This window comes from Paenibacillus sp. FSL R10-2734 (assembly GCF_037963865.1).
Taxonomy (GTDB): Bacteria; Bacillota; Bacilli; order Paenibacillales; family Paenibacillaceae; genus Paenibacillus_AQ.
Genome location: NZ_CP150170.1, coordinates 2,818,261 through 2,841,361 on the forward strand (window position 1 = coordinate 2,818,261; position 23,101 = coordinate 2,841,361).

Genomic DNA, 23,101 nt, shown 5'->3' on the forward strand with positions numbered 1-23,101 from the left:
AAGATGCTTGGAGGAATTGTATATGCGGCATGAAGAAATGACATCTGGAAATATACTGGTATGGGAAGAACCTGTTATTATCCCGAAACCTAATTATTGCCTCGACATTCCATCACCTGTTCTAAGCTTGAACAGTGACGCAGGCTTTCATTGGCAGTTCGGAAATGGCGCTAGATCCTTCGACGATATTATTCATTCGGACAGAGGTTTGGTGACATGGAGTGATATTCTGGTCCCTGGTGAACCAGCCATGCAGGGTCATGATCTTGAGAATGATGTCCCGTATTATTATAAAACGAAATTCATGATACCTTCTAATTATACTGAAAATAAGATTTTTTTGCGATTTAACGGCGTATATTCAAAAGCTAAGGTGTGGGTAAATAACGAATATATCCGAGAGCATAGAGGCGGTTTTACGACTTGGGATTGTGACATCACCCATCAAGTCGTTCCAGGTTCTGAGGCGACAGTCATTGTTGAATTCATAGATGATATTTGGGATCCATCGATCGGTAGTATTTATGCCCATCACAATATGGGAGGCATTATTAATAGCGTAGAGCTGTTAGCAGTACCTCAAACACATATAACTAAAATGCATTATACGGTTGATTTTGATAAAACTTTTCATGATGCGGAGTTGACGGTTACGCTAGGTGTTTCATTAGGGTATGCTGCGGCCTCGTTTGTTCAATTGGAGCTTCTCGATTCTCATAACAACGTTATTCAGCTCGATCATTCATTCATCGAGTTTCAGGCGGAATCTCAGGTAAAAGAAGTCATTTTCCATATTGCTAATCCTGTAAAATGGGATGCTGAGCATCCTAATCTGTATACATTGCAAGCCAAGCTTTATAACGAATCCTTGCAAACCCAACTGCTACAGGCTTGCCAAGTAAAAGTAGGGTTTCGCAAGATTACTTACGGTGGCAAGGATGGTACAGATAAACGGGAAATTTACGTTAATGGACAACGTGTTAAGCTCAGAGGCACATGTAGACATCATGTCCACCCGACATTAGGCCGTACAGTAACGCCAGAGATGGATCGCGAGGACGTTGTGCTTTTGAAAGGGCAAAACGTTAATTATGTGCGAACCACGCATTATCCACCGACACAAGAATTTTTGGATGCTTGCGATGAGCTAGGGATGTACGTTGAAGAAGAGACCGCGGTTAACTTTCAATATGCAAACGGACCGGGTCCCTGGAGAGATGATGAAAGCTGGTTTATGGATCAATTCTCGGAAATGGTAGAGCGAGACAAAAGCCATCCATGTGTCCTTATTTGGTCCCTTGGCAATGAATCAGGCTGGCGCGCAGGCGTCGAAGGGGATAAATTCAGGAAGCAATATCAATATATTAAACAAGTCGATAGGAGTCGACCGGCTAAATTCAGCTATCCATTTAATATTGAAGACGGCACCGTGATGGATATCTATAGCGTGCATTATGCAAAGTATACGGATAGTCCAGTTTATCTTCGAGCTGGATACACCAATGGTGAAGGATCGGAAGAGCTAGTTATCGAGTATAATGGGCCTGTCATTCACGATGAATATGCGCATATTGCTTGCTATAATTTGAATGAATTAGAGCGTGATAATAATGTTCGGAATTTCTGGGGTGAGAGCTTAACTAAATTTTGGCAACAGATAGTACTTACAGAAGGTGCATTAGGTGGAGCTTTATGGGCTAATATTGATGATGTTTTTCAACTGCCAGAGGGAGTTCGCGAAAGACATCAGCTGCATTCCAGTGGCACGGCTGCAGGTTATGGTGAATGGGGAAATATGTGCGATCAGTGGCGACGAGAGAAACCAGAATATTGGCTTACGAAGAAAGCCTACTCTCCTATTCGGATCGAGGATAAGCCGCTAGGTAACCCTGGGCATGCGGAGCTACGAATTCCTATCTTCAATTGGTTTAATCATACGAATTTGCTTGAGGTTCAAGTGCTATGGAGTATTACTGTAGACGATCATATCGTAGAGCAAGGGCAAATGATGGGGCCAGATGTAAAACCGTATCAGCAAGGAGTACTCGTATTTCCTAAGCGAGCTTGGAGAGAAGCCGAGCATGTATATGTGAAGTTTATTACAACTGACGGAATAACTGTAGATGAGTATGACTTGCCTCTAGCAGCAGCAATCTTTACATTTGAGGAAGAACGATTAGGAAGTTTAAGCGTTGAGGAATCTGACGATCAGCTTTCGATTTGTAGTGAAGCACTTGAAATTGTGTACTCCAAGCAGACCGCTCAGATTGTGACAGCTACTTATCAAGGGCAGCTGCTCATGACAGGAGGTCCTCGTCTTCATCTGACAGGAGAGGAACTTGGTGAGTGGAATGCTGAGAGTATGAGCATTCCACGCTCGACAGAGCAGCTTGTAGAACTCTTAATCATTGGTGAATATAGCAATGGCTTGAAGGTGCAATTTCTACAAACGATCGAAAATACTGGTAAATTTACAACAAGCTATCGATTATTAGATTGTAAAATAAATTATGAACAAAGTGATTACGGAGTCATGTTCGAGCTTCATCAATCGCAAGATGATCAGTGGGATGCGAAATTAAATGAGCTCGGGTTAGTGTTCGATCTTCATCAAGGTGTAACAGGGGTGGAATGGAGGAAGGAAGGAGCTCATTCGGTTTATCCTGAACATCATATCGGTAGATCGTTTGGTCATGCGGATCGTATTCGCCAAGACGCAGAAAGCGAACCGGATCGTTATCGCATCGCTCCAAGCTGGAATTGGAAAGATGATATGCGTAATTTTTACCTCGAAGATCGCTCGGACCGGACAAAAGGGCTCGTTACAAGAGATTTTAATAGTATGAGAGAGCATATTAAGTATTACTCCGTTTTATTCGAACATACAGATGCTCGAATAAGGGTAGAATCGCCAGGGACTGATGCGGCGCGGATTCATTATGGATATACCAAGCGTCCTGTAATTCAAGATAGGGATCTGGAACAAATAAGTTATACTGGTAATTGGCAAGATGGCTCAGATCCGAAATGTCTTTTAGGAACAGAGACCTTCTCCAATCAGCCTGGCGCGAAAGCGGAATTCTCCTTCCAGGGTACCGGAATTAGAGTATTGTATAAGAAGCAACGGACAAATGGGAAAATGCTAGTAAGCATTGATCAGCAGCATCCTGAGCGAATTGATACATTTAGTGATATTGGTACGCCTCTTTATCAGCAAATATACGAAATTAAGGATCTTATGTACGGGCAGCACACGATAACGATTGAAGTGCCTGAAGATAACGAGGGAAGAATGGTTTCGATCGATGCCTTCGAAATTATTGATTCTACTACAATTACAGAAATTGAAGCAAAACTGATCGTAAATAATGAGTGGAGATACTCTGGATTAAGCTGGGGTAACTACTTGGGACCAGTCATTAAAATATCAGACGGTTACGAGAATCAGGTCACGCTACGCTTTACAGATCATAATCGTTAATTTCTGATGCATTGCTAATTTATATCCAGTTTCCTACAATGAAAAATGAGCCTCAGTTCTAATCTGAAGGCTCATTTTTCATAGTTACGGATTCGCTGATTACTTTACGTTGCTAGGCAGCACACCGAATTGCTGTTTAAAAATTCTACAAAAATAGTTGTAGTCTTTGTAGCCTACCGACTCCGCAATTTGATAGATTCGTTGATTCGTCGACTTTAATAAATGCTTCGCTTGTGTCAATCTTACTTTATTCAAATAATCGTTATAGGATTCGCCTTTATCCTTGCGGAATAACTTGCCCAAATAGCTTGAATTCATATAGTAAATTTCGCCAAGGTCCTTAAGCTTAATATCCTCCGCATAATGCTCATCGATGTAGCTGCAGACCGCTTCGATAATCTTGCTCGGCCGGGATTGCTGCAAACGCTGAATATTAGCGATGACCTCGGAGGAGATAAGAATTAAATGCTCGGCGATCGCATCGATCGAATTCAAGGAAGTAAGCCGCTGATACAGACTGGTTTGACCGTCATATAAGAAGGAGAGATTGCCGTTATATTCTTTCAATACCTCGACACTATTAAAGATAAATTTCATGGCCATGTATTCAATATAGGTTCTGGGGGGGACCGCTTCTTGAAGTTTCTTTGTGAACAATTCCATTATTATCTGTTTGGTGGTCTCCAGGCTGCAGCTACGGATGGATCTTTCATAACTTGAGAGCCATTCTTCCTCGTTAATCGATACATGAGAGCTAACGGGAATCGAGCTGCTGGTAATGACCAGGTTATACCCGAGAAAAAATGTATATTCAAGCAACTTGATCGCTTCCGAATAGGCTTGATGAAGACCCGATAACGAATACGCTTGATCGCTAAGTACGATCGTTACGGTTGTCTTAACGTAGATGCGTATTGCATGAAGAATACCTTCCATTTTTTGCTCTGGCGTTTCAGCTGTATTCATATCCTCAAAAAGACATACGATCCGGTGCTGACTATCCTCGAATACAACAGAGGCTAATCCATCATTTCGGAATATCTCTTTCACAACGTTAAGGCATGCATAGAGTGTGGCGTACTCCATGCTGTCTAGTTCTTCATCGTATTTCGCTGCCAAACATTCCAACTCAATAATCGCCTTGCGATAAGGTGCACTTGGAATTTCGATTTGCAGGAAATTTGCCCGGTTACGAAATTCAATCATGGAGATCTTATGTTGAATCATTCTGTTCATTAGATGATTGGTTAAGATTTGTGAATGCTCGCTACCCAAATACTGATGCTCGATCTTCGTGCTAATGGCGTGTTTCACATTTAGCAAAGTTTCGATTAATTCCTGTTCGGAGATAGGCTTCAGCAAATAATTATCCACTTGATATTTCATGGCTTCCTTCACGTATTCAAATTCATTGTATCCGCTTAGAACAATAATTTTTAGCTCGGGATTAAAGGTTCTGATTTCCTGTATTAACTCGAGACCGTTCATATTTGGCATCGATATATCCGTAATCATTACATGGAAATAAGCAGATTTAAGCTTAGTTAATGCCGTTTCTCCATCCGAAGCTTCATCCACAATGCAATAGCCTAGCTCTTCCCACGGGATTAACTGCTTGATGCCTTGCCGTATGATCGATTCATCATCGACTATGATCGTTTTTAACATATTGTCTCATCTCCAGTATATGTTTGGCAGGGAAACAAGCAGCAACCGTAATACCGCCATGAGCATTACTCGAAATCTGTAATCCATAGATGCTGTCAAATCCGAATAATAAACAAATTCGTTCATGTACATTGGATATACCGACCGCATTGCTTGGCTCTCGTTCGAGATTGCTCTGCCTGCGAAGCTGGTGATTAAGGAGCGCGATCTGGTCAGGCGGCATGCCTGAGCCATTATCGCTTATGCGAATGAGCAGACAGTCCTCCATACGTTCTGCTTGTATGTGAATGCTGCAAGAACCGGAGCTATTCCTGAAACCATGAATAAAAGAATTTTCCACAATAGGCTGCAGCATAAGCTTAAGGATACCGAACGATAATATGTCCGGCGGTATGTCGATGGTGTAGGTCAGCTGTTGTCCAAAGCGAATCTTTTGAATGTCGAGATAGGTACTGATAAACTCAATCTCTTCTTCCAGCGATATGACTGCATTCATCTCCTTCACATTCCAGCGGAATAAGTCGGCCAATATCTTAATCATGTGCGCTACGTCCGTATCCTGATTCAGAGCGGCTTTCATCCGAATACTCTCAAGCGTGTTATACAGAAAATGCGGATTAACCTGCATCTGTAACGCCTTTAACTCTGCTTCCTGACGGCGTATGCTGCTGATATAGGAGGTATCAATGAAATCCTTCAGCCGCAGACGCATGATGTCTATGCTTGAAGCTAGCTGTCCAATCTCATCCTGTTGTTTAAACGGAATGACAGGGATGAAATTACCTTCTTCGATGCGGTGAATTGCTTTTAGCACTAGATTCAATCGTTTGAAAAAGCCTCTTGAAATCAATAACAGTGTCAGCATCAAACAAACAATCGCGATCATGACAGTTATTATAATGGTGAGATTAATTTTGGAAATTCCATTGGTTAGCTGAGAGTGCGGAATGACTGTGACAAGCTTCCACTTAAAAGATGGTACCGTGGTATAACTGATATATTTGCCTCGTTCCCAATTTACGAATTGATGACCACGCTCTTGTGTGAGCGTATTCGCTAAGTCTGTAAATGAATCAGGCTTCTGGCCTGTGTATCTATTCTTGTAATCGTATATGATCGAGCCATCTTCACCAAATATGTAGAAATCTCCTTTAAAATCCTTCGTATAACTCTCGAAAATATGTTGGAACGTTTCCGTTTGTAGGTTTACAATAATCGTCCCGATGTCGCGAAGATCACGAATCTTCTGAATATCATAAATATTGCGGGCAAAAGTGATCATATATTTGTTGGTATTGAAATTGTCTAAATAATCGGGAATGTTCGTATCCATAATGGTAATTTGTCGCTCATTTTGCTTAATCGCTTTATACCAATTCTGGTCGGCAAAGTGGTAGCCATTTACACGTCCAATATTATTTGCTCCCCAGAAGTAGGGGGTATCAGACACATTATTGAGGAGTAAAATCGATGAAATTTGATATCTAGAGCTATTGAAATTTAGAAAAAATCTTGAAAAATCATAATTCATTTGCAAAGCCTTGTCCGTCTCGTTGGTTGTATTCAGGAAACTATAGAATGGGTTTTCAAGATTGCCCTCGTAAGCTAATACCTTGGTTAAATTGTTCAAGTCATCGTATAGATCGTCAAGACTTTCTGAGACTTGATCCAAAATATTGTTCTGCAGAGAAATATTTAGTCCCGTAACCTCTTTGGACACTTGTTTCGTCGTGAAATAAATTATAACCATGGATGAGCATAAAAGTATAACAGCGTAGTAAATAGAGATTTTGGTGAAGAGACTATTTTTTTTGAATAGTTTGGCCATGGAGAATAACCACCTTCAAGGGGATTGTCACATTTCGAAAGCGATTACAAATTGAAGTATCTGGCCTGGCCCTAAAGATGACCACCTGGCATATTTAACTCGGTAATCTGTCTATTGTAAAAGATAACCCGCTATAGGTGAATACCATTGATTAATCTTCACTATTTTAACATGGTAAATAGCTAGTTCATACTGTATTGCACCCTTTTCTATTCTTCTACAATTGTCATGCCAGAACATTCAAATTGAATAAGGCTGTGTTTTCATTCACATTATGGCATTATGGACATTCTGATGGGGCGGGAGCGCCGGTATAGGGCTGTCCGACAATGACGTCGTATTCCTCATGGTAAATGTCTAATTCGTACTATATTGATTCATCTTCCAGTGAACTACAATGAAAATGCTAAACCCTTCTAAAGTTAGCGCATCCGTTAATTAGCAGTTTTTTCTCCAGTAGGGCGGGGAGGCAAATCAAATTTAGGGAGGTTTAAAATGAATAGTTGTAAGCGTTATCAAAAGTTGGTGTCCTTGTTAATGGCGATTTGTATGATATTTTCAGCCTTTAGCGTGGTAAACGCCGCTGAGCCAACTACAGACATCAATGATTCATGGGCGGCACCTGTATTTAAAGAATGGGCTGAAAAAGGATGGTTAAACGGCTATAACGACGGAACCATGAGACCAAATAACATCATCACAAGGGCGGAATTTGCAACATTAATCAATAGAGCAATGGGCTTTACTGACAAGGATAATATAAGCTATAAAGATTTGGATGCCGGTACTTGGGCATATGAGCAGATGGCCATTGCCGTCAAAGCAGGTTATATCAAAGGTTATGAGGACCAAACCATTCGTCCGAATAAAGCTTTGACCAGGCAAGAGGCCGCTGTCATGTTGGCTGCTACACTGCGATTGGAGTCCAAGCAAGAGAATCTATCTCGTTTTACCGATGCATCCAGCATTGCAAGCTGGAGTCAAGCAGCTGTGAGTAATCTTGTTGAGAATGGAATCATGAATGGTTATCCAAATGGATTATTCCAACCCAGAAGTAACATCACGCGAGCGCAATCAGTTGTAGCCATAACTAGAGCGATGAATTGGAAAATGAAGTTTGGTAACAAAACCTATAATCAGGCAGGAGTTTATGGTCCGGAAGCTGGTGCGGAGGTAGTTGAAGGCAATGTAATTATTAATGCGCCAGGTATTACGCTTCAGAATCTGGTCATTAAGGGAAATCTAATTGTAAACAAACAAGTAGGAAATGGCGATTTCACGATTGACCATGTAAAAGTAGAGGGAGATACGACGATTCTGGGCGGTGGAGCCAACTCCATCTACTTTATAGATTCTACATTGGGACTTGTCATAGTCAATAAGATGGAAGGAGATGTTCACTTAGTCGCAAAGGGTTTGTCAACTATTGTTCAAATCATATTGCTATCGGGGGCTAAGATTGAAGAATCTGAAATAAAGGGTGCGGGCATCACAGACATCGTTCTATCAAAAGATTTGCCCGAAAATTCAATTGTTGTATTGCTCGGTGCATTTGAAAAAGTAGATGTTCAAGCTTCTAATAGTATTGTTAATATCGTGCAAGGTAGCATCAAACAATTAAATGTGAGTTCGGATGCAAAAGGAGCTCAAATTAATTTAAATGCCAGTTCAACAATAATCCAATTAATCGTAGATGCACTAGTTAAATTAACTGGACAAGGAAAAATTGAGAGTGCGAACGTTCAAAAAGGCGGAAAGGGGTCAACTTTTGAGCGCTTGCCAAATCAAATAAACGGATTAGGGGCAGACAGCATGATTTATACTGGTGGAACACCAACGGATTCGGGGTCAACGGCAACGCCGGAGCCAACGGCAACACCGGAGCCAATAGCAACACCAGAGCCAACAGCAACACCAGAACCAACAGCAACACCAGAGCCAACAGCAACACCAGAACCAACAGCAACACCAGAACCAACAGCAACACCGGAGCCAACGGAAGAACATGATTGGAGTAACATGAAATTATCCTATAATTCGCCTGCCATTACGAGCGGGGAAGGGTCAGCTTTTGGAATACCGATGGGAAATGGTAGCTTTGGAGCCAAGCAATTAGGCGGAGTATCAGAGGATATTTTCCAGCTAAGTGACAAAGGCTTCTGGTCAGGGGATCCAGCCACGATTGATGATCTCCAGGCAGGTGGCACTGGCAGCCATGGCACGACACCAGAGGGACGACTTGATGCTTTTAATAAGACTAGAGAACTTCTTGCAGAAGCGTATTCAGAAGGAATAACAAGCGAAGCTCGATTAACCAAAATGAAGGAAGGTGATTCCGAAGCCCAAAAAATGTGGAGCTCCTCTTATCTAAGCACGCATTTGCCATTAGGTAAAATGAAGCTTCAATTTCCGGATTTAAAGGATAATGAGGTGACGGGTTATAATAGATACCTAGATATGGACGGCGCAACTTCGAACGTTTCGTTCGTAAAAAATGGCACAACATACACCCGTCAAGCTTTCACTAGCTACCCTGATAATGTAATGGTTGTGAAGATTAGCAATGATAATAATGAGCCTATGAATATGAATGTCATGATGGAACTACACAACAATATGGTGGGTAAAATTGCAGATAATAAAGTAAGCGCTGACATCGCCAACAATGAAGTGGTAATGACGGGCAGAGCTCCTGTATCCGGTAGCCAAAATATTTGGGATCCGAATAGAGGCATCACCTTTGAATCTCGCGTTAAGGTTATTCCCTCCGGTGGAACTGTGGAAGCCCGCGATGGGAAATCATTAGTTGTTTCAGGAGCTTCAGAGATTATTCTCATCTATTCTAGTGAAACGAGTTTCAAGGATATGTTTACGGATCCATCGAATAGCGGAATTGACGTCTCCGGTATTGTACGCAGCAATATTGATGGCGCGGCTGCCCAAACCTATGATGCGTTATTGCAAAGTCATCAAGACGATTTCAGATCGATTTTTAGAAGACTATGGATTAACCTGGAAGGTGATTCGATTAAAGCAAAAAATAATGCTTCGATTACACCTTATGAATATGCAAGACATTATCAGTATAGCCGTTATCTAATGATCTCAGTGGAACGAGAAAATACGGACCCTATTCCAAACAATTTACAGGGAATGTGGAACTATAAGTGGTACCCTGAAAATCAGAGCGCTTACTTTCTAAACGAAAATATTCAAAAATTCCATGCACTTTTAGGGCCGGCTAACATAGCGGATACTGCAGAACCGCTGTGGCAATGGACGAAGGGCCTAGCAATTAACGGTCAAAAAACCGCAAAAGAAAGCTTTGGAATTGATCAAGCTTGGATGGTAGCCCATTCTACGGACATCTGGGGTAAAACGGATTTATATGGTTTGGATACGGATTGGGCCAACTGGACGAGCGGCGGACTCTGGCTGATGAATGATATTTATAATCTATTCGAGTTCAATCAGGACATCGAATATTTGAAGGAAATGTACCCGATTATTGAGAGAGCGGCTCGTTTTGCGCTAGGTACCTTAATGGAAGTAGAAGGTGTGAAAGGCGAGCTTAAAAACTATCTAGTCATTGCTCCATCCGCATCTGCCGAGCACTGGTTCACGGCGAACGGAAGCAAGGTAAGCGGAGTCGATATCAGTTCTGCAGGCGATATTCAAATTTACAAAAATTTGTTTAATATCGTGGCAAGAGCGTCCAAACAATTGCAGAAATCCGGTTATGAAGTAGACTTGGATTTCGTCAATCAGGTGAATAATGCAAACGCTAAAATGGTACCTCTAGAGAAGTATATTACCGAAGATGGTCGCTTAAAGGAATGGTATAACGAGTATACATGGGGGCAAGCGAATCATCGTCATGCGTCTCATTTACTAGGCTTATTCCTAGGTTATTTGGATATTAACGAGAGAATGAATCCTGCTGTATTCGAAGCAGAGAAAAAAGAGTTGATTCGTTTAACCGGTTTGGGCGGAGGCTATCATCCTGACGATATCACTTTATCAGTCCACGCGGGTATTCCTACATGGGGTTATAATAAAACGCTTCACGGTATACTTAGCTCAGGATATAACAGCTCTGATGTGGCGTATTGGGGACCGATTGCAGGGGCATCTATTGCCGAAACGATTCTTGACAGTCGCTTTGATGAATTGAATATTATGCCAGCTTTACCAAGTGAGTGGAAGACGGGGCAAGTTAGCGGAATACGTGCACGCGGTGGCTATGAGCTGTCAATTTCATGGGAAAACGGAGAACTAACGAAAGCTGTTATTCATTCTCCTACTGGAGCTACTCCATTCGTGCGTTATAAAGGGCAGGCAATTGATCTAAGCACTGACTCGCGGTTTGAGCTGAAACTCGAAACAACGACATTAGACAAATTGATTGCTGAAGCAAACGAAAAGTTGGAGGGTCCATATACCAATTTCTCAAAAGATGCTTTGCGGGATGTGCTTGTAAGCAATGATTACAATACCATTTCTACAGCTATATTCCATCTGGTTTCTGTTGAAATCGGTGCTATGGTCTCACTCACAACAGATAACGATCAAACAGAACTTACAGAAGAAGATGAAACCTTGCAGTTGATAGGGGGATCCAACGTACCGGATACACAATATGTGTGGAAAGTATCTGCTCTTAATGGGAATGCAACAGATGCCGCTACCATTGATCAGAACGGGCTTCTGACGGCTAAAAAAACCGGTCAGATTCTTGTTACAGTATCTCTTCGAGGAATGCCAAGTGTTTCTGCGAATTTAGAAATCAGTATAAAAATTCCTGGACTTTCTCAAGAGATCGTTGATGATCGAGATCCAAGAGTTAAGTACACCGGTGCGTGGAAACAATGGAATGAGGGCAAACACTTGAATGGAACGGTTACCTATGCTGATGTAAGTAACACAGGGGATTATTCAGTGGAATTTACATTTAATGGGACCGGCATTGAGTTTGTATCCTCTCGCGGCAGCGATATGGGTCAGGTCCACATTGAAATTGATGGCGCAGTCGTCGAACAGAATCTTTCTTTGCGCGGCGAAGGGATTTGGCCATTTTATGTGTATAAGAAGCTAGATTTATCAGAAGGGGAACATACGATCAAGATATCTAAAGTTAACCCAGGTCTGGATGCTAAAAATGGCGTGCAAGTGGATGGATTTGTCGTTTATACCCAAATAGGAACATCAGAACCAGAACCTACAACAGAAATTGTTGATGATCGAGATCCAAGAGTTAAGTTCAGCGGAAATTGGAACAACTGGAATGAAGATAAACATTTAAATGGAACGGTAACCTATGCGGATCCCAATAGTACAGATGATTTTTCAGTAGAATTTAGTTTTGAGGGAACCGGTATTGAGTTTGTATCCTCTCGCGGTAGCGATATGGGCCAGGTACGTGTTGAAATTGATGGCATAGTCGTTGAAGAGAATCTTTCTTTGCGCGGCGAAGGGATCTGGCCATTTTATGTGTTTGAGAAACTAGATTTAACAGACGGGGAACATACGATCAAAATATCTAAAGTGAAGCCAGGTCCGGATGCTAAAAATGGCGTGCAAGTGGATGCGTTTATTGTTCATTCCCTGATTTATAACTAATACTAAGAGGCTGGAAGACAGTTTTTATCGCTGTTTTTCAGTCTTTTTGTGCATTCTATGTAAGCGCTGCTATTGAAGTCGTAAGGTTTTCTACTACAAAAAAATATAGGATTGACTTCGCGATAAATACATCATATCATATCAACATAAAGATATGATCATTAAATACATGGAGGTTTTCGGCGTGAAAATTACGGACGTGAAGGTATGGTTGGTTGAAGGCGTCAAATATAATTGGACGATGATCAAAATTTATACCGATGAAGGCCACACAGGGGTCGGGGAAGCGACGAACTGGCCGGGAAGTCCGATTGTCGAAGCTGCCGCCAGGCATGTGGGCGAACGGATCATCGGTCTTGATCCGATGAAAACAGATTTTATTTGGACTAAATTGTATCGCGATTTGAACTGGGTAGGACCATACGGAGCAAGCCTGTGCGCGATAAGCGGAATTGACATGGCGCTGCTTGATTTGAAAGGAAAAGTGCTTGGCGTTCCTTGTTACGAGCTGCTCGGCGGAGCGTTCCGCACGGAGATTCCGCTTTATGCGAATTACTGGTTTACGGGCGGCGGTCATAATGCGGAGGATTACGCGGCGCAAGCACTTAAAGTGAAAGAAGCCGGCTTTGGAGGATTGAAGTTCGATCCGTTCGCTCACACCAACTATTTATACGGGGAGGATTTGTCCAGCAATCTTTCTTTGACGCCAGAGCTTCAGCAGAGAGCATATGATGTCACGAAGGCTGTACGTGAAGCGGTAGGATACGAAATGGATATGATGATCGAAACACATGCTATGCTGAATTTCAAAACGGCAATCACAATGGCAGATAGGCTTGCAGAACTAGATATTACGTGGTACGAGGAGCCTGTAGGACCTGAAAGTGCAGAGACATTAAAGGCCATACGTGAAAGGCTAAACCCAAAGGTATCGATTTGTGTTGGTGAACGCCACTATACCAGATATGGAATCCGCCCGATTCTTGAGAAGCAATTGGTCGATATCATAATGCCGGACATTACACGTTGTGGCGGCCCGTCCGAGATGAAACGAATGGCGACGATGGCGGAAGCTTACAATGTACAGTTAGCACCGCATAACCCTAACGGGCCGCTCTCCACGTTGGCTAGCGCTCATGTCTGCGCTTCGGTTCCGAACTTCTTTAGACAGGAATTTATGTTCAATGATGTTCCGTGGAGAGACGAAGTGATCGATCATCCAATCGAAGTAAGACAAGGACAGCTCGTGTTATCAGGGCGTCCGGGACTTGGTGTCGATTTGGTCGAGGAAGTAATGAAAGCGCATCCGGGGGTTCGGGAAGCTAGACCAGGATTCTATGTGTAAAGGGAGATCTGACTTATGAAATCAATAGACCTCATTACATTCGGCGAGTCGATGGCATTATTTACATCAGCTAGAACATTGCCACTAGAATACGAGAATCAGTACTTTAGGCAAATGGCAGGTGCGGAATCCAACGTAGCCATAGGCATGAGCAGACTCGGTCATTCCGTAGGCTGGTTCAGCAAGCTAGGTCAGGATCCATTCGGCGAATTTATCTATAAATCAATGAAAGGTGAGGGCGTTGACGTGTCTCGCTGCAGTTTTACCGAAGAAGCACCGACTGGACTGTTTTTCAAGGAAAAACGCAACTCGGGAGATGTAAGAATCTATTATTATCGCCGTAATTCCGCCGCAAGCCTGATGAGACCCGAAGATTTGGATGAGGACTATTTGAAATCCGCTAAATATTTACATATCACGGGGATTACGCCTGCGTTGAGCAAGTCATGTAGAGAAATGGTATTTGCTGCTATCGAAATCGCCAGCGCTCACGGCGTAAAAGTCGTGTTCGATCCTAACTTGAGGCTGAAGCTCTGGAACGGGGAGGAAGCACGACAGGTGTTGACTGATCTCGCTGATAAATGTGATGTCATCCTCCCGGGCATGGATGAAGGCGAGTTCTTGACCGGTGAGCATACTTGTGAAGCCATAGCGGCTAAGTTAGCGCAAAGAGATAAGACGGTGATTGTAAAGCTGGGCAAATCTGGTGCATTTTATCTAAATATGAATGAGTCCGGGATCGTGCCGGCCTTTCCAGTGAAGGAAGTCGTTGATCCCGTAGGGGCAGGAGATGGCTTTAGCGCAGGTGTCATAAGCGGACTTCTTCGTAACGAGCCATTATCGATGGTCGTCAGGCGGGCTAATGCCATCGGTGCGATGGTTGTCGGCGTGCATGGAGATAGCGAAGGATTGCCAAAGAATGAGGAAGTCGAGCGTTATATGGATAGTAGTCAATCCGAGCGAGATGTAATCAGATAGGAAGCGAGGTGTTGCAATGATGAAATCGATACAATTGCAGAAACTCCAAGATTCAGGAGTGGTTGCCGTTATCCGCCGACCTAGACTTCAAGATGTGCTGCATATCGCGCATGCATTGGTTGAAGGGGGTGTAGGCGCGTTAGAAATAACAGTTGATTCAACAGGTGCTTTTGATTTGATTACCCTTTTGAAGGAGACATTTGGTGAGCGTGTTTTAGTGGGGGCTGGCACTGTATTAGACGCGGATACAGCGAAACAGGCAATTCAGGCTGGATCAGATTTCATATTCTCCCCCATCTTGGATATTGACACAATCCGGGTAACCAACGAATATGGGAAGATCTCGATCCCAGGAGTGATGACCCCAACCGAAATTGTAACAGCCTACAGGGCGGGTGCAGACTTGATTAAAGTGTTTCCCGGAAATGCACTTGGGGTCGATTATATCAAAGAGCTTCAAGGGCCATTGGGACATATCCCAATGATGCCGACCGGGGGTGTGACGCTGGATAATGTGGCACAGTTCATACGGAACGGGGCCGTTGCCGTTGGAATTGGCGGTAATTTAGTGAATAAGGCTGCCATTGAGGCCGGGTGCTTCGAAGAGGTGAGAGAGTTGGCAAGAACGTTCACGCAGCTTATTCAAAAAGCAAGAAGATAAGGAGATTACCAAATGACACTTAATATTGATCTGAGTGGCCAAGTCGCTATCGTGACAGGTGCATCCGGAGGCATCGGGCTAGGTGTGTCACGCGTGCTGGCGCAGGCAGGGGCAACAATCGCAGGTTGCGCTCGCAACAGCAGCCCGGCATGGGAGCACTTCCAAAAGGAACAGCAGGAATTGGGGAAGCAAAGCCTATTTGTGGAGGTAGACATTACCGACGACGAGGCGGTTCGTCATTTCGTGAGGCAGACAGCTACGGTGCTCGGAGGTATTGATATTCTCGTTTCGAACGCTGGTGCTAATGTGTTTGCTGGCGCGACGGACTGCGATGCGGATCTATGGCAGCATAATATGGATCTCAATTTGAGATCCCATTGGTTTATCAGCCAATGCTGCAAAGCGGATCTGGAGCAAAGCAAGAACGGTGTGATCGTTATTATGACGTCGAATCATGCCATTTCGACGATAGCTGGCTGCTTCCCTTACAATGTCGCCAAAACGGCGCTTACTGGGCTCGTTCGCAGCCTTGCCATCGAATGGGGACCTTCCATTCGGACCGTTGGCCTCGCCCCCGGGTTTATTGATACGCCTGGCAACGATTCCTGGTTCCAATCCTTTCCCGATCCGCAAGCGGAACGGGAGGAGACGGAGCGAAGGCATCCTGTCGGACGTCTCGGAACGACCGAGGAGATCGGCGCCTTCTGCGCGTTCCTTGCTAGTTCTTATGCGGCATTTGCCTCCGGCACGACTTATGTAGTGGATGGCGGCCGCACGGCGCTGTTGCAGGATTAAACATTGTAGGAGGAAAAATTAGCAATGGGAAAATCGATTTCGGGCATTGTACCTATCGTTGCCGCGACCTTTACGAACACCGGTCTACTGGATGAGGACAGCTTTCAGCATCTGGTGCAGCATTTGCTTGGTACCGGCATTTCCGGATTGACTTTGTTCGGCTTGGCAACGGAATTTTATAAGCTGACCGATGAAGAGAAAAAAACGATGCAGCGGATTCTACTGGCGGAAACGTCCGCGCATCCGACAGTGGCTAGCATGATCTCCGTGACGGATCACTCCGCTGAAGTGGCGGAACACAGAGCGAAGCTAGCCGAGCATCAGGGGGCGGACGCGCTCATGCTGCTGCCGCCGTTTTTCCTCCAACCATCAGAGCATGCAATCATGGAGCATATTCGTCGAGTCGTCAGCGCCGTTTCGATTCCAGTTGTCGTTCAATACGCGCCAAGTCAGACCGGCGTAAGGCTGTCGCCCGATGTGTTCGTTCGGCTAAAGGAGCAGCACGACAATTTGCAGGCCATAAAAGTCGAAACGCAACCTCCGGGCCGTTACGTAGGGCAATTGCTGGACAGCTCGAATGGAAAGCTTGGCGCTTTGGTCGGATACGCTGGCGTACAAATGCCTGATGTGCTTATGCGAGGGGCAAGCGGCATCCAACCCGGGTGTTCGTTCTCTGAAGTGTATGTGGAGCTGCTCCGACTGAGTCAAGTAGATCATAAGGCGTACTTGAGCTTGTTCCATCGATTGCTACCGTACATTTCGTACTGGATGCAAGGGGTAGAATTAATTATTAAAGCGGAGAAAATTATTTTGTATAGACGAGGGCTAATCGCGTCCGACTACTGCAGAACACCGGCATATGGCATGGACCAGCAGGAGCTTGAACAAATTGAGAGCTTTTTGGACGAATTTGGAGCCTACTGGACGATTTAGAGTAGACAAGGACTCTTGGATGCATTGATCTTACTGCTGCCCTTACGGTATGATGAGGACAAAGTCAAGATGAATGAGGAGAAGAGTGTCACTGTGAAGAAACTTGCACATGAATCTATTCTCGAGCAGATGAAAGCTCGTATCGAATCGGGAGTCTGGAAACCTGGTACACGTTTGCCGACCCTGAAGGAGCTCGCCGAAGAATTTTCGCTTAGTGTGACGGCTGTGAGGGAAGCCCTTCGTATCCTTGAGAGCCAGAGAATTATTAGCATCGAACATGGAAGGGGCTTATTCGTCAGTAACGAACCGGGGCTGCTCGAGGATGCAGGACATAAGCTGCGCGAGATGGGGAACAGCTCGTTGCTCCAGCTGCTTGAAGCGAGAATTGTACTGGAGCCCGATCTCGCTTACTTCTGCGCGCAGCGGGCAACTCCTTCGCAGGTGAAGCAGCTAAAGGAGCTTGCCGAGACCATGGAAGCGCAAATGAGAGAAGGAGGCGACTTCTTTACAACCGATCTGCAATTTCATCAATTGATTGCCGAAGGTGCGGACAACCCGGTTCTTGCCCAAATGTTGGCAGCTGTCACAGATTTGTCTGCGGCCGGAAGGCGGGAGACGAACAAGCTTCCGAATATGAGAGGCAAGGCGATGAGTTATCATAATCTAATTGCCATAGCCATGTTGGAACGTCAAGCCGAGCAGGCGAGAGAGCTCATGAAGGCGCATATTGCGGATATGATGAAGTCGGTGAGGGAACACGTGAAGAGTCGTTAAATCACGGAATAAGCCCCGAGTATGCACCGGTATTCGGATGGGGTCTGTCCGGCTGTGGCGAGTTTTCTCCTTAAATAATGTGTTGAAAGAGGAAGAGCTCAAATGAACGCGACTCACGATGTCGCGTTCATTTGAGCTCTTTTTCTTAGTCAGCTTCAATATACTGCACCACCGACTTGCGTTCTCGATGAGAAACTGAATGAGCAGACGGGCAGAATCGCGGATATCAAATTTGACTTGCGCCCCTAACGTTGACTATGCTATTAAAAAGTGAATAAATAACACTTCATATATGGTGGGCGCATGGGGGAGAGGGTACGATGGAGAGGCTGCAGGTGTGGCCAGAGAAGTTTAAAAAGTTTTTTCTGAACAATAAATTTGTGGTGACCTTACTTATTTTATTGTTAACTGGGATAACGATCCTGGTGTTCTCAAAGATACCGTTTATTTTTACGCCTATATCTGTATTGCTACACACGGTGGCTGCACCATTGTTACTATCGGGTATCGCTTATTACTTACTGAATCCGTTAGTAGACCGAATGGAAAAAAGATACAGAATAAAACGTGTGTATGCGATCATCATTCTTTACCTGTTAATTGCGGGTATCATCACATTGATTCTGGTAATGGTGATTCCAATTCTTCGTACGCAATTATCTGGTTTGATCGATGAATTTCCAAGGTATAGTGACTTGATCCAGGAACGATTTATGAATCTAACGGGTAGTGAATTTTTTGGTCAAATTCAAGATAGTATAGGAACCAATTTAAGTGAGATAACCAGCAAGATTACGGCTTGGGGCACTTCTTTTCTGAATAATGCTCTAAACGGCGTAGGGAGCTTCGTCGGCGCAGTTACGGAGATAGTGCTGGCGGTAGTAACGACACCGTTTATTCTATTCTACTTGCTTCGTGATGGAAAAAGATTGCCGGATTATATTCTAAAATTCGTTCCTACCTCGCTGCAGCCGCAGACTCGGATGGTAATGTCGGAAATGAACGCTCAGATATCTTCCTATATACGAGGGCAAATTATAGTAAGCTGCTGTATTGGTGCGCTGCTATATGTTGGCTATTTGATTATTGGGCTGGAGTATTCACTCGTTCTTGCCATCGCCGCTGCTTGTACAGCAGTGGTTCCATATTTAGGTCCAGCAATTGCTATTACACCAGCCTTAGTTGTGGCCATGGTCACTTCTCCATTTATGCTGCTGAAGATGATCATCGTCTGGACGGCTGTACAGTTAATTGAAGGGAAGTTTATTTCTCCACAAATTATGGGCAAGTCGCTGAAGATTCATCCGATCACTATCATTTTTGTGATTATTTTTGCCGGAAAAATGTTCGGCGTTCTCGGGATTATCCTTGCAGTTCCTGGTTACGCAGTACTAAAGGTTGTATTTACACATATTTTTCAATGGTTCCGGTTCCAGTCCGGATTATATAAGCAGGTTGAAGAGAATAAGGAATAATGTGGAAGGGTGAAATGTAATGGGTGGACCGATAGCAGTAACCTCTTATGGTAAGCTTCAAGGACGAGAGGAGGGTGGCGTGTATGTTTGGCGTGGAATCCCTTTTGCAGCTCCGCCAGTTGGGGAGCTTCGATTTCGTGCGCCGCAGCCACCAGAAGCTTGGAGCGGAATTAGAGATGCTTCTGAATTTGGTCCAGTTTGCCATCAACCGGCGGATACGAGAGGTACTCGTTTTGGTGGCATAGCACCTCGTCATTCTGAGGATTGTTTGTACTTAAATGTATGGTCACCTGCTGCCCCGGGCGAGGCGCTTCCTGTAATGGTCTGGATTCATGGGGGCACATTTGTGACTGGTGCGGGAAGTCAGCCACAGTTTGATGGCACTAGCTTCGCGGAGCAGGGTAAGGTAGTTTTGGTGACGGTTAATTATCGACTGGGGCCGTTTGGCTTTTTGCATCTGTCTTCGCTAGGTGACGGATTTGCGTCTAATCAAGGCTTACTGGATCAAATCGCCGCGCTGGAATGGGTGAAGCTTAATATTTCCGCCTTTGGAGGCGACCCGCAGCGAGTCACGGTATTCGGAGAGTCAGCTGGCAGTATGAGCATTGCAGCACTCTTGGCAATGCCTGCTGCAAAGGGATTATTTGCTGGAGCGATCATGCAAAGTGGAGCTGCCCAGACGCTGCCAAATCAGCAGGGGAAAGATATTGCAGTAGCTTTACTTTCTGAATTAGGCATTTCGCCTGATGGGGATACTAGCCTGATTAGTTCATTTTCAGCGGAACAAATTGTTGAAGCCGCCACAAGAATGACCATTAAATTAACGGGTGGATCATTAGCGATGTTGTTTCAACCTGTCATTGATGAGAATACGCTTCCTGTAGAGCCTGCACAGGCAGTGGCATCAGGATCGGCTGAGGGTATCCCATTGTTGATCGGAACCAATCGCGATGAGGGTAACTTGTTTTTCAGGGGAGAAATGCCTGGTGCAGACTTTGAGGAATCGCTCAAGGCGCTGGAGCAGATGATGGGGACTGGAAGTCTAGCGGACATTGCCGGCCACTATTCTTCTACCTGGGAAGGACAGGCGGAGATTCTAACGGATCTTTATTTCTGGGGGACTTCTATATTCTTTGCAGAGAGTCAATTGGCTTATGCGCCTGTTTGGATGTACCGTTTTGATGGAACGGTCCCTGGTCATCCGCTGTTAAACAAAGCTGTGCATGGCGCAGAAATTGCTTTTGCCTTTAATAATCTGTCTCATATATCTCGTCTTGGTGCGGAAATTACACCGGCGATGCAGAAGCTGTCTGATAGTATGCATGATGCATGGATTGCCTTCGCGCATAGAGGAGATCCTATCACATCCGAGATGTTATGGCCCAATTACACTCTGGAAGAACGTGCAACGCTGATCTTTGATGAAGAGATGTACGTAGCTCATGATCCTGAGTCGGAGAAACGCAAGAGAATCATCTCTATTCTGGTTGGAGAATGATGAGGGGATGAACATAGATGAAGGTCCAAGGCTTTAATCATGTGACGGTGAATGTGAGTAATTTATCGCGTTCATTGAATTTCTATACTGGTATTTTAGGCCTTCAGCTTATTCACAAAGGGAATACAGATGTTTATCTGGAATGGGGAAGTGCTTGGATTTGTCTCATTGAACAGCCTGAGTACACCGAATCCAAGGGTAATGTAATTGGGGTAGACCACATTGCCTTTAGTATAGCGGAAGAGCATTTCGAGGAGGCTGTCCAAGTACTCCAATCCCACGAAGTACGAATAATTAGGGGACCAGTTAAACGGGGATTAGGCTGGACGGTCAATTTTCTCGACCCAGACGGGATCCAGCTAGAGCTGCATACCTCTAATCTAAAAGAACGAATGAGCGTTTGGAATAACGCGATAAAATAGAAAATGGGCGCTCTCACAGCCAATATGGCTAATGGAGCGCCCATTTTTAGTCGTTTTTAGGCTCTTATAGGGAGATTTTCCCTATATAAGTTTGTTAACGACCTAATTGTTCTTTAATTCCTAAAACGACTGCATTAGCTACTTTATCCTGAAAGTCTGCACTGAAGAGTAGTGCTTCATCCTTGGTGTTACTTAAATAACCGCACTCAAGTAAAATAGCAGGCATTGTGGTCTCTCGTGTGACATGGAGACTACTTTGGCGAACCCCACGGTCTGAAAGACCCGTAGCGGCTACGAGATACTTATGAACAGTTTGAGCAAATTGTAAACTTTCTTTACGAGTGTAATAGGTCTCTGTGCCACTTGGATTACTCTTGCTGCCCTCCGGAATACTATTCGCATGAATAGAGATGAACAGATCAGCTTTAAGGTTGTTAGCTAGCTTAGCTCTTTCCTGTAGAGTGGGATATGTATCATCACTTCGGGTCAGCACAACCTGAATATTTGGATCGTTCTTTAACAATTCTGCAATTTTCAGCGCAGTTGGCAACGTGAAATCCTTCTCATAGAGCTTATTTACACTTACGCCCCCTGAATCTTTCCCGCCGTGTCCTGCATCAATGACGATAATCTTCTTGCCAGTATCGTTTGTTACAGGTGGTGGTGTTGTGACTGGTACTTCAGGTGCAGTGGTTGCAGGAGGCGTGGTGCTTGTCCCATTTAGATCCACTATAATAAGTCCATCGTTAGCATTGGTCACACTATAGTTACTAGCGCTGTTAAGATCAATGACAATCCGAATTGTTGATGGGGAACTACTGAATAATGAATAACGAACTGCAGAGACATTAGGATTATCGGTAATTGTTAATTGCCCGTTTTGGTTCTTTCCGGTAGAAAGGTTCTGATGGAAGCTGTCTCCAAAGCTGGTGTTCGGTAAGTCTACGACAATTCGGTCTTTATCTGTCATAGTGAATACATTGGGTGTTACACTGCCGTTCACCGCTATGATCAGCTTGTTATCTACGAAGCTAAGATTTGTGGCTGCAGACACCGAGGCGTTTCCACCGGTTGCTGTGTTGCCATTTGATCCGTTATCGGAGGGTGTAGTTACAGACGTGTCTGGAACTTTAATTTCTGGATCGCTTACGCCAATCTCTGGTGCTGGAGAAGTTAAGTATACTGTTTTGGTCACATTATCCCAACCGACAGAAGTTCCTGTATGTTCTCCAACAAATCTTAAAGGGACGAGAGTCGTGGTACCACTGAGAAACGGAGGGTTGTCCAGTTTAACCTGTTTCCCTGAAGCCTCTGCCATCTCATTATTCAAGATTAACTTTAATATCGTTCCCTTTTGCTCAATGAGTGCAGTCTTAGTCACATTATCCCATTTCACGGTATAACCAAGCTGCTCCGCAACGACGCGAAGTGGAACCATCACGCTTCCATTTACAATTTGAACCTGTGCTTCTTTTGAAATCTTAAGATCATTGCCGTCTAGATTGATGTGTGTTTCTGCAGAGCCGGCATAACCAGTTCCTGGGTGAACCAGTACCAACAACAGCAGCAGTAACGCCAAAAAACCAAACTTCTTCATCTGCAATCCCTACCATCCCCGTTTCTT

Annotated in this window: 14 protein-coding genes; 11 read left to right on the forward strand and 3 right to left on the reverse strand. The window is 44.3% G+C overall.

What is annotated here, in order from left to right:
- Positions 1-22: 22 nt before the first annotated feature.
- Positions 23-3,481 carry a glycoside hydrolase family 2 TIM barrel-domain containing protein gene (locus NSS67_RS12235; protein ID WP_339319780.1) on the forward strand — a complete coding sequence of 1,153 codons (3,459 nt, stop codon included), beginning with the start codon at positions 23-25 and terminating at the stop codon, positions 3,479-3,481.
- A 99-nt stretch (positions 3,482-3,580) separates the two neighbouring features.
- Here NSS67_RS12235 and NSS67_RS12240 read toward each other — a convergent pair whose 3' ends face one another.
- Positions 3,581-5,149: a response regulator transcription factor gene (locus tag NSS67_RS12240; protein ID WP_339319781.1), complete on the reverse strand. Its 1,569-nt coding sequence runs from the start codon at positions 5,147-5,149 to the stop codon at positions 3,581-3,583.
- Positions 5,124-6,977, reverse strand: coding sequence for a histidine kinase (locus tag NSS67_RS12245; protein WP_339319782.1), 1,854 nt, complete (start codon positions 6,975-6,977; stop codon positions 5,124-5,126). The genes NSS67_RS12240 and NSS67_RS12245 overlap by 26 nt, the downstream gene beginning before the upstream one ends.
- A 495-nt stretch (positions 6,978-7,472) precedes the next feature.
- Between NSS67_RS12245 and NSS67_RS12250 the strand changes: the two genes are divergently transcribed.
- The 10 genes from NSS67_RS12250 to NSS67_RS12295 all read left to right on the forward strand — a co-directional run bounded on the left by NSS67_RS12250 (position 7,473) and on the right by NSS67_RS12295 (position 21,477).
- A complete protein-coding gene (locus NSS67_RS12250) occupies positions 7,473-12,596 on the forward strand; it encodes a glycoside hydrolase N-terminal domain-containing protein (protein ID WP_339319783.1) in 5,124 nt (1,707 codons plus the stop codon).
- Between the two features lie 184 nt (positions 12,597-12,780).
- Positions 12,781-13,941: a mandelate racemase/muconate lactonizing enzyme family protein gene (locus NSS67_RS12255; RefSeq protein WP_339319784.1), complete on the forward strand. Its 1,161-nt coding sequence runs from the start codon at positions 12,781-12,783 to the stop codon at positions 13,939-13,941.
- A 15-nt stretch (positions 13,942-13,956) separates the two neighbouring features.
- Positions 13,957-14,919 carry a sugar kinase gene (locus NSS67_RS12260; protein WP_339319785.1) on the forward strand — a complete coding sequence of 321 codons (963 nt, stop codon included), beginning with the start codon at positions 13,957-13,959 and terminating at the stop codon, positions 14,917-14,919.
- A 16-nt stretch (positions 14,920-14,935) separates the two neighbouring features.
- Positions 14,936-15,580, forward strand: a complete 645-nt coding sequence (locus tag NSS67_RS12265; protein WP_339319786.1) for a bifunctional 4-hydroxy-2-oxoglutarate aldolase/2-dehydro-3-deoxy-phosphogluconate aldolase — start codon at positions 14,936-14,938, stop codon at positions 15,578-15,580.
- A 12-nt stretch (positions 15,581-15,592) separates the two neighbouring features.
- Entirely contained in the window at positions 15,593-16,375 is a 783-nt protein-coding gene (locus NSS67_RS12270) for an SDR family oxidoreductase (protein ID WP_339319787.1), read from the forward strand.
- A gap of 24 nt (positions 16,376-16,399) precedes the next feature.
- Positions 16,400-17,308: a dihydrodipicolinate synthase family protein gene (locus NSS67_RS12275; protein WP_339319788.1), complete on the forward strand. Its 909-nt coding sequence runs from the start codon at positions 16,400-16,402 to the stop codon at positions 17,306-17,308.
- Between the two features lie 15 nt (positions 17,309-17,323).
- Positions 17,324-18,082: a FadR/GntR family transcriptional regulator gene (locus NSS67_RS12280; RefSeq protein WP_339319789.1), complete on the forward strand. Its 759-nt coding sequence runs from the start codon at positions 17,324-17,326 to the stop codon at positions 18,080-18,082.
- 320 nt (positions 18,083-18,402) lie between these two features.
- Entirely contained in the window at positions 18,403-19,557 is a 1,155-nt protein-coding gene (locus NSS67_RS12285) for an AI-2E family transporter (protein ID WP_339319790.1), read from the forward strand.
- 19 nt (positions 19,558-19,576) lie between these two features.
- Positions 19,577-21,055: a carboxylesterase/lipase family protein gene (locus NSS67_RS12290; protein WP_339319791.1), complete on the forward strand. Its 1,479-nt coding sequence runs from the start codon at positions 19,577-19,579 to the stop codon at positions 21,053-21,055.
- A gap of 17 nt (positions 21,056-21,072) precedes the next feature.
- Positions 21,073-21,477 carry a VOC family protein gene (locus tag NSS67_RS12295; RefSeq protein ID WP_339319792.1) on the forward strand — a complete coding sequence of 135 codons (405 nt, stop codon included), beginning with the start codon at positions 21,073-21,075 and terminating at the stop codon, positions 21,475-21,477.
- 94 nt (positions 21,478-21,571) lie between these two features.
- On the opposite strand, the gene NSS67_RS12300 is transcribed toward NSS67_RS12295, so the two are convergent.
- A complete protein-coding gene (locus tag NSS67_RS12300; RefSeq protein WP_339319793.1) occupies positions 21,572-23,074 on the reverse strand; it encodes an N-acetylmuramoyl-L-alanine amidase family protein in 1,503 nt (500 codons plus the stop codon).
- Positions 23,075-23,101: the final 27 nt, after the last annotated feature.

Excerpts from the sequence above, each read along its gene's own strand:
- NSS67_RS12235 (WP_339319780.1), top strand. The coding sequence starts at position 23 with ATGCGGCATGAAGAAATGACATCTGGAAATATACTGGTATGGGAAGAA.
- NSS67_RS12240 (WP_339319781.1), bottom strand. The coding sequence starts at position 5,149 with ATGTTAAAAACGATCATAGTCGATGATGAATCGATCATACGGCAAGGC.
- NSS67_RS12245 (WP_339319782.1), bottom strand. The coding sequence starts at position 6,977 with ATGGCCAAACTATTCAAAAAAAATAGTCTCTTCACCAAAATCTCTATT.
- NSS67_RS12250 (WP_339319783.1), top strand. The coding sequence starts at position 7,473 with ATGAATAGTTGTAAGCGTTATCAAAAGTTGGTGTCCTTGTTAATGGCG.
- NSS67_RS12260 (WP_339319785.1), top strand. The coding sequence starts at position 13,957 with ATGAAATCAATAGACCTCATTACATTCGGCGAGTCGATGGCATTATTT.
- NSS67_RS12265 (WP_339319786.1), top strand. The coding sequence starts at position 14,936 with ATGATGAAATCGATACAATTGCAGAAACTCCAAGATTCAGGAGTGGTT.
- NSS67_RS12270 (WP_339319787.1), top strand. The coding sequence starts at position 15,593 with ATGACACTTAATATTGATCTGAGTGGCCAAGTCGCTATCGTGACAGGT.
- NSS67_RS12275 (WP_339319788.1), top strand. The coding sequence starts at position 16,400 with ATGGGAAAATCGATTTCGGGCATTGTACCTATCGTTGCCGCGACCTTT.
- NSS67_RS12285 (WP_339319790.1), top strand. The coding sequence starts at position 18,403 with ATGGAGAGGCTGCAGGTGTGGCCAGAGAAGTTTAAAAAGTTTTTTCTG.
- NSS67_RS12290 (WP_339319791.1), top strand. The coding sequence starts at position 19,577 with ATGGGTGGACCGATAGCAGTAACCTCTTATGGTAAGCTTCAAGGACGA.
- NSS67_RS12295 (WP_339319792.1), top strand. The coding sequence starts at position 21,073 with ATGAAGGTCCAAGGCTTTAATCATGTGACGGTGAATGTGAGTAATTTA.
- NSS67_RS12300 (WP_339319793.1), bottom strand. The coding sequence starts at position 23,074 with ATGAAGAAGTTTGGTTTTTTGGCGTTACTGCTGCTGTTGTTGGTACTG.